We start from the raw sequence: 6,892 nt of genomic DNA, 5'->3' as shown, positions 1-6,892 counted from the left end.
CGGGGGGCCGCCCCCCCAACCCCCGCTCCTCAAACGCCGGAGGGGCTGGACAACCCAGCCCGTCCGGCGCTTGAGGACGGACCCCGCACCCCGGGTGCCCGCGCCGAGCAAAAGCCCAGCCCGTCCGGCGCTTGAGGACGGACCCCCGGGCCACGGGAAACCCGCACCCGCGGGCCCCGGGCAGGCAGGGCAACGGGCAGGCAGGGCAACGGGCAGGCAGGGCAACGGGAGGGGGTCCCGCACCGGACTCGGTGCGGGACCCCCTCCCGTTCGGCGCGGCGTCAGCCGCCTACCCGCCGAACTCCTCCAACCCCTTCAGCGCCTGATCCAACAGCGCCTGCCGCCCCTCCAACTCCTTCGCCAGCTTGTCCGCCCTGGCGTTGTTCCCCTGCGCCCGCGCCGTGTCGATCTGCCCCCGCAGCTTGTCCACCGCCGCCTGGAGCTGCCCCGTCAGCCCGGCGGCACGCGCCCGCGCCTCCGGGTTGGTCCGGCGCCACTCGTTCTCCTCGGACTCCTGGATCGCCCGCTCCACGGCGTGCATCCGGCCCTCGACCTTGGGCCGGGCGTCGCGCGGCACATGCCCGACGGCCTCCCACCGCTCGTTGAGCGACCGGAAGGCGGCCCGCGCCGTCTTCAGATCCGTCACCGGCACCAGCTTCTCCGCCTCGGCCGCCAGCTCCTCCTTGAGCTTCAGGTTCTCCGCCTGCTCGGCGTCCCGCTCAGCGAAGACCCCGCTGCGCGCGGCGAAGAACACGTCCTGCGCACCCCGGAAGCGGTTCCACAGATCGTCCTCGGCGTCGCGCTGCGCCCGCCCCGCGGCCTTCCACTCCGCCATCAGATCGCGGTAGCGGGCGGCCGTGACACCCCAGTCCGTGGACCCGGAGAGCGCCTCGGCCTCGCCGACCAGCCGCTCCTTGACCTTGCGGGCCTCCTCGCGCTGCGCGTCCAGCGACGCGAAGTGGGCCTTGCGCCGCTTGGAGAACGCCGAGCGCGCGTGCGAGAACCGGTGCCACAGCTCGTCGTCCGACTTCCGGTCCAGCCGCGGCAGCCCCTTCCAGGTGTCCACCAGCGCCCGCAGCCGCTCACCCGCGGACCGCCACTGGTCGCTCTGCGCCAGCTCCTCCGCCTCGGCGACCAGCGCCTCCTTGGCGTGCCGCGCCTCGTCGTTCTGCTTGGCCCGCTGGACCTTGCGCTCCTCGCGGCGCTTGTCGACCGCTTCGACCAGGGTGTCGAGACGCTTGCCCAGCGCCGCGAGGTCGCCCACGGCGTGATGCTCGTCCACCTGCTTGCGCAGATGGTCGATGGCGGTCTGGGCGTCCTTCGCCGACAGGTCGGTGGTCTTCACCCGCCGTTCGAGGAGGCCGATCTCGACCACCAAGCCCTCGTACTTGCGCTCGAAATAGGCCAGAGCCTCCTCGGGAGTGCCGGCCTGCCACGATCCGACGACCTGCTCGCCGTCGGCTGTACGCACGTACACGGTGCCCGTCTCATCGACACGGCCCCACGGGTCGCTGCTCACAGCGCCTCCTCCACCTGATGCCGCGGAGGGTCCGCCCCCGGGCATCGTCCACAGTTTCCTGGGGCGGGCCGCGCCCGCCCTGCACAACGCCAATCTAGGCGACCGGTCGCCCGCCTGTCCGCACTCAGCGCGCCCGAAATTCCCCGGCCCGCCCGGCGGGACGGCTCACCGGTCACCCCTTGGTGACGGCCGCCTTCTCGACGGTGACCGCCGTCTTCGGGGGCCCGTCCGCTCCGCCGCCGGTGACCCCGCCCTTGGCGATCTTCTCCACCGTCTTCAGGCCGTCGGCGTCCATCTTCCCGAACGGCGTGTAGCTGGGCGGCAGTTTGGTGTCCTTGTAGACGAGGAAGAACTGGCTGCCGCCGCTGTTGGGCTGTCCGGTGTTGGCCATCGCCACCGTCCCCGGCGGGTAGGTCACGGTCCCGTCGGCGCCCGCCTTGCCCAGCGCGGTCAGATTCTCGTCGGGGACGTTGTAGCCGGGGCCGCCGGACCCGTCGCCCTTGGGGTCGCCGCACTGGAGGACGAAGATGCCGTCCGTCGTCAGCCGGTGGCACTTCGTCCCGTTGAAGTACCCCTTGCCCGAGAGTGCCTTGAACGAGTTCACGGTGCGCGGGGTCTTCCCCGCCTCCATCGCGATCTTGATCGGGCCCTGGTTGGTGGTGAGCGTCATCGAGTACGCCGCCTTTTTGTCGATCGACATGGCGGGCTCGGGGCTCTTGGACTCGGACGGCGCGGGGCTGGCGGACTCGCCGGCCTGCGCGACCGTGTCCCCCTCCTTCTTGGCGTCGTCGTCGCCCGGGAGCGCGCCGGTCGCGAAGGCGGTCACTCCGGCCGCCAGCACCACCGCGAGCACCGCCGCGCCCACCGTGATCTGCTGCTTCTTCTTGCGGGACTGTGCCCTGCGCTGCTGCTGGCGCTCGAACTTCTCCCTGGCGAGCTGCCGCCGCCGCTGATCGCTGGTGACCACCGGGTCTTCTCCCTCATCCCTCTGCGTTGTGCGTCGCGTGTGCCCGTACCGTATACGGGTTGGCTGTGGACGTAGCAGCGCCGGTAGGCTCTGATCTGCTGCAATCCGGAACTCCGCCGAAATCCGGGACAGGGCTCGCGCCAGTCACCGCCACCACATCCGAGGACGATCGTGCTTATTGCCGGGTTCCCCGCCGGGGCCTGGGGGACCAATTGTTATCTGGTCGCCCCCGCCGCGGGCGAGGAGTGCGTGATCATCGACCCGGGCCATCAGGCCGCCGACGGCGTCGCCGAAGCGGTCCGCAAGCACCGTCTCAAGCCGGTCGCCGTCGTTCTCACCCATGGCCACATCGACCATGTCGCCTCGGTGGTGCCGGTCTGCGGAGCCCATGACGTACCCGCGTGGATTCACCCCGCCGACCGGTACATGATGAGCGACCCGGAGAAGGCGCTGGGACGCTCCTTCGGCGCTCAGCTCATGGGCGAGCTGACCGTGGGGGAGCCGTCCGACGTGCGTGAGCTGACCGACGGCGCCCGGCTGGAACTGGCCGGTCTGGAGCTGACCGTGTCGCACGCGCCCGGCCATACCAAGGGGTCGGTGACCTTCGGGATGCCCGAGGCGGAGGACATTCCTCCGGTGTTCTTCTCGGGCGATCTCCTCTTCGCCGGCTCCATCGGACGCACCGACCTGCCCGGCGGCGACCACACCGAGATGCTCCAGTCGCTGGCCCGTGTGTGCCTGCCGCTGGACGACTCGACCGTGGTGCTCTCGGGCCACGGGCCCCAGACGACCATCGGCCGTGAGCGTGTGAGCAACCCCTATCTGAGGGACCTCGCCTCCGGCTCCGGGAGCACGGACGCTCCCCGACGAGGAATGTGACGAGAAAGACGCTGTGAGCACCTTTCAGGCCCCTCGGGGCACCTATGATCTTCTGCCGCCCGATTCCGCCGCCTTTCTGGCGGTACGCGAGGCGATATCCGCTCCCCTGAGGAACGCCGGCTACGGCTACATAGAGACGCCCGGCTTCGAGAACGCCGAACTCTTCGCCCGGGGCGTCGGCGAGTCCACCGACATCGTGACCAAGGAGATGTACGCCTTCGAGACCAAGGGCGGCAGCCGGCTCGCGCTGCGCCCCGAGGGCACCGCCTCCGTCCTGCGCGCGGCGCTGGAGGCCAGCCTCCACAAGCAGGGCGTCCTCCCCGTCAAGCTCTGGTACTCGGGCTCGTACTACCGCTACGAGAAGCCCCAGAAGGGCCGCTACCGGCACTTCTCACAGGTCGGCGCCGAGGCCATAGGAGCCGAGGACCCGGCGCTCGACGCCGAGCTGATCATCCTGGCCGACCGGGCCTACCGCTCCCTGGGACTGCGCGGCTTCCGCCTCCTGCTGAACTCCCTCGGCGACCGGGAGTGCCGCCCGGTCTACCGCGAGGTGCTCCAGGAGTTCCTGCGCGGCCTCGACCTGGACGAGGAGACCCGCCGCCGGATCGAGATCAACCCGCTGCGGGTCCTCGACGACAAGCGCGCCGAGGTCCGGCGGCAACTGACCGGCGCGCCCTCGCTCCGCGAGCACCTGTGCGACGCCTGCCGTGCGTACCACCAAGAGGTGCGCGAACTGCTCACCGAGGCGGGCGTCCCCTTCGAGGACGACGAGAAGCTGGTGCGCGGCCTGGACTACTACACCCGGACGACCTTCGAGTTCGTCCACGACGCCCTGGGCTCGCAGTCCGCGGTGGGCGGCGGCGGGCGCTACGACGGCCTCTCCGAGATGCTCGGCGGCCCCTCGCTGCCGTCGGTGGGCTGGGCACTGGGCGTGGACCGCACGGTGCTGGCCCTGCGGGCGGAGGGCGTCGAACTGGACCTCCCCGCCCCCGTCGGGGTGTTCGCGGTGCCGCTGGGCGCCGAGGCCCGCCGGGTGCTGTTCGGTGTCGTCACCCGGCTGCGGGACGCGGGTGTCGCCACGGACTTCGCGTACGGCGGCCGTGGCCTCAAGGGCGCGATGAAGGTGGCCAACCGCAGCGGCGCGCGGTACGCGCTCGTGGCCGGCGAACGGGATCTCGCCGACGGGCTCGTCCAGCTGAAGGACATGGAGTCCGGCGAGCAGAAGCCGGTTCCGCTGGCGGATGTGGTCGGCGAGCTGCGCGCCCGGCTGGGCTGACCCGGCCGGTGCGCACACCCGGCCCCGGGTGCCGTCCCGCCCCCGTCAACCCGCTGTCCACCGCTCACACCGGGGAGTGAAGCCGACGCCGCCGCCCGCCGCGGGTGCGGCAGAATGGCCGTGCCCGAGCAGTGCCACCGAGTGATGGAACGGCGATATGACGACAGCAGCGGTAGACGACGTGTCCTCCGGCGAGCGGGTGGACGGGGACGGCTCCCGGGGCGCGATCGGCGGCAGCCGGCCCCTCGCCTGGCTGCTGGTGATCACGGGCGCGGCCGGTCTGCTGGCCTCCTGGGTGATCACGCTCGACAAGTTCAAGCTGCTGGAGGACCCCTCCTTCACCCCGGGGTGCAGCCTCAACCCGGTGGTCTCCTGCGGCAACATCATGAAGAGCGACCAGGCGCAGGTCTTCGGGTTCCCGAACCCGATGATGGGTCTGGTCGCCTTCTCCATGGTGATCGCCATCGGTGTCGGCCTGCTGGCGGGCGCCCGCTACAAGCGCTGGTACTGGCTGGGGCTGAACGCGGGCTCCGCGCTCGGCGCCGGCTTCTGCATGTGGCTGATGTACCAGTCGCTGTACAACATCAACTCCCTCTGCCTGTGGTGCTCGCTGGCCTGGGTCGCCACGATCGTGATGTTCTGCTACGTCACGGTCCACAATATCCGGCACCGGGTCATCAGGCTCCCCGAGGGCCCGCGCGGACTGCTCCTCGAATTCCACTGGCTCCCCCCGGTGCTCTGGATCGGCATCATCGGCATGCTGATCCTCACGCGCTGGTGGGACTTCTGGATCAGCTGAGAACCCACGGCCCGCCGCACGGCCCCCGGAGCACCCGCTCCGGGGGCACTGTCAGTGGGCTGGCTTAGGCTTCGGAGCGTGGAGCCCGACCTTTTCACCGCAGCCGCCGAAGCCCGCCAGGAGCAGGACCCGTCCAGCAGCCCCCTGGCCGTCCGGATGCGCCCGCGCACCCTGGACGAGGTCGTCGGCCAGCGCCATCTGCTCAAACCCGGCTCACCGCTGCGCCGGCTGGTCGGCGAGGGGGCCGGAGGCCCGGCCGGCGCCTCCTCGGTGATCCTCTGGGGTCCCCCCGGGATCGGCAAGACCACCCTCGCGTATGTCGTCTCCAAGGCGACCAACAAACGCTTCGTCGAACTCTCCGCGATCACCGCGGGCGTCAAGGAGGTCCGGGCGGTCATCGAGGGCGCCCGCCGGGCCGCCGGCGGCTTCGGCAAGGAGACCGTCCTCTTCCTCGACGAGATCCACCGCTTCTCCAAGGCCCAGCAGGACTCCCTGCTCCCCGCCGTGGAGAACCGCTGGGTCACCCTGATCGCCGCCACCACCGAGAACCCCTACTTCTCGGTGATCTCCCCGCTGCTCTCCCGCTCGCTGCTGCTGACCCTGGAATCCCTCACCGACGACGACCTCCGGGGGCTGATGCGCCGGGCGCTCACCGAGGAGCGGGGCCTCGGCGGCGCGGTCGCCCTGTCCGATGACGCCGAGGCGCATCTGCTGCGGATCGCCGGCGGTGACGCCCGCCGGGCGCTGACCGCCCTGGAAGCCGCGGCGGGCGCCGCGCTCGACAAGGGCGAGCGGGAGATCTCCCTCGAAACGGTGGAGGAGACCGTCGACCGCGCGGCGGTCGCCTACGACCGCGACGGCGACCAGCACTACGACGTGGCGAGCGCCCTGATCAAATCCATCCGCGGCTCGGACGTGGACGCGGCCCTGCACTATCTGGCCCGCATGATCGAGGCGGGGGAGGACCCCCGTTTCATCGCCCGCCGGCTCATGATCTCGGCGAGCGAGGACATCGGCCTCGCCGACCCGGCCGCCCTGCCCACCGCGGTCGCCGCGGCCCAGGCCGTGGCGATGATCGGTTTTCCGGAGGCCGCCCTCACCCTGAGCCACGCCACCATCGCCCTGGCCCTGGCGCCCAAGTCGAACACGGCCACCACCGCCATAGGCGCGGCCCTCGCCGATGTGCGCGCGGGTCTCGCCGGCCCCGTCCCGGCGCATCTGCGGGACGGCCACTACAAGGGCGCGGCCAAGCTCGGCCACGCCCGGGGCTATGTCTATCCGCACGATGTGCCCGGCGCCATCGCGGCCCAGCAGTACGCCCCGGACGCCGTCCACGGCAAGCGCTACTACGAACCCACGCGCTACGGCGCCGAGGCGCGGTACGCGGATGTCGTGGAGAAGGTCAGGGAGCGGCTCGGCCGGTCCGGTCCGGCCGGCGAGCCGACGGGGTGA

Annotated in this window: 6 protein-coding genes; 4 read left to right on the top strand and 2 right to left on the bottom strand. The window is 71.4% G+C overall.

Translation table 11 applies throughout. The features are described 5' to 3' along the window. Nucleotides 1–289 precede the first annotated feature (289 nt). Nucleotides 290–1,519: a DUF349 domain-containing protein gene (locus tag ABT122_RS29075; protein ID WP_351558353.1), complete on the bottom strand. Its 1,230-nt coding sequence runs from the start codon at nt 1,517–1,519 to the stop codon at nt 290–292. A gap of 172 nt (nt 1,520–1,691) precedes the next feature. Next, nucleotides 1,692–2,486, bottom strand: a complete 795-nt coding sequence (locus tag ABT122_RS29070; protein ID WP_351558351.1) for a peptidylprolyl isomerase — start codon at nt 2,484–2,486, stop codon at nt 1,692–1,694. Between the two features lie 171 nt (nt 2,487–2,657). On the opposite strand from ABT122_RS29070, the gene ABT122_RS29065 reads away from it, so the two are divergent. From ABT122_RS29065 to ABT122_RS29050, 4 genes are all read left to right on the top strand, one after another. Next, entirely contained in the window at nt 2,658–3,365 is a 708-nt protein-coding gene (locus tag ABT122_RS29065) for an MBL fold metallo-hydrolase (RefSeq protein ID WP_351558349.1), read from the top strand. A gap of 13 nt (nt 3,366–3,378) precedes the next feature. After that, nucleotides 3,379–4,641 (top strand): histidine--tRNA ligase, encoded by a 1,263-nt coding sequence (gene hisS / locus ABT122_RS29060; protein ID WP_351558347.1) that lies wholly within the window; start codon nt 3,379–3,381, stop codon nt 4,639–4,641. 157 nt (nt 4,642–4,798) lie between these two features. Next, a complete protein-coding gene (locus ABT122_RS29055) occupies nt 4,799–5,440 on the top strand; it encodes a vitamin K epoxide reductase family protein (protein WP_351558345.1) in 642 nt (213 codons plus the stop codon). A gap of 78 nt (nt 5,441–5,518) precedes the next feature. Then, nucleotides 5,519–6,892, top strand: coding sequence for a replication-associated recombination protein A (locus ABT122_RS29050; protein ID WP_351558343.1), 1,374 nt, complete (start codon nt 5,519–5,521; stop codon nt 6,890–6,892).

The organism is Streptomyces sp. NPDC001985 (assembly GCF_040296845.1).
GTDB lineage: Bacteria > Actinomycetota > Actinomycetes > Streptomycetales > Streptomycetaceae > Streptomyces.
This window is presented reverse-complemented; position numbering and strand designations above follow the sequence as displayed.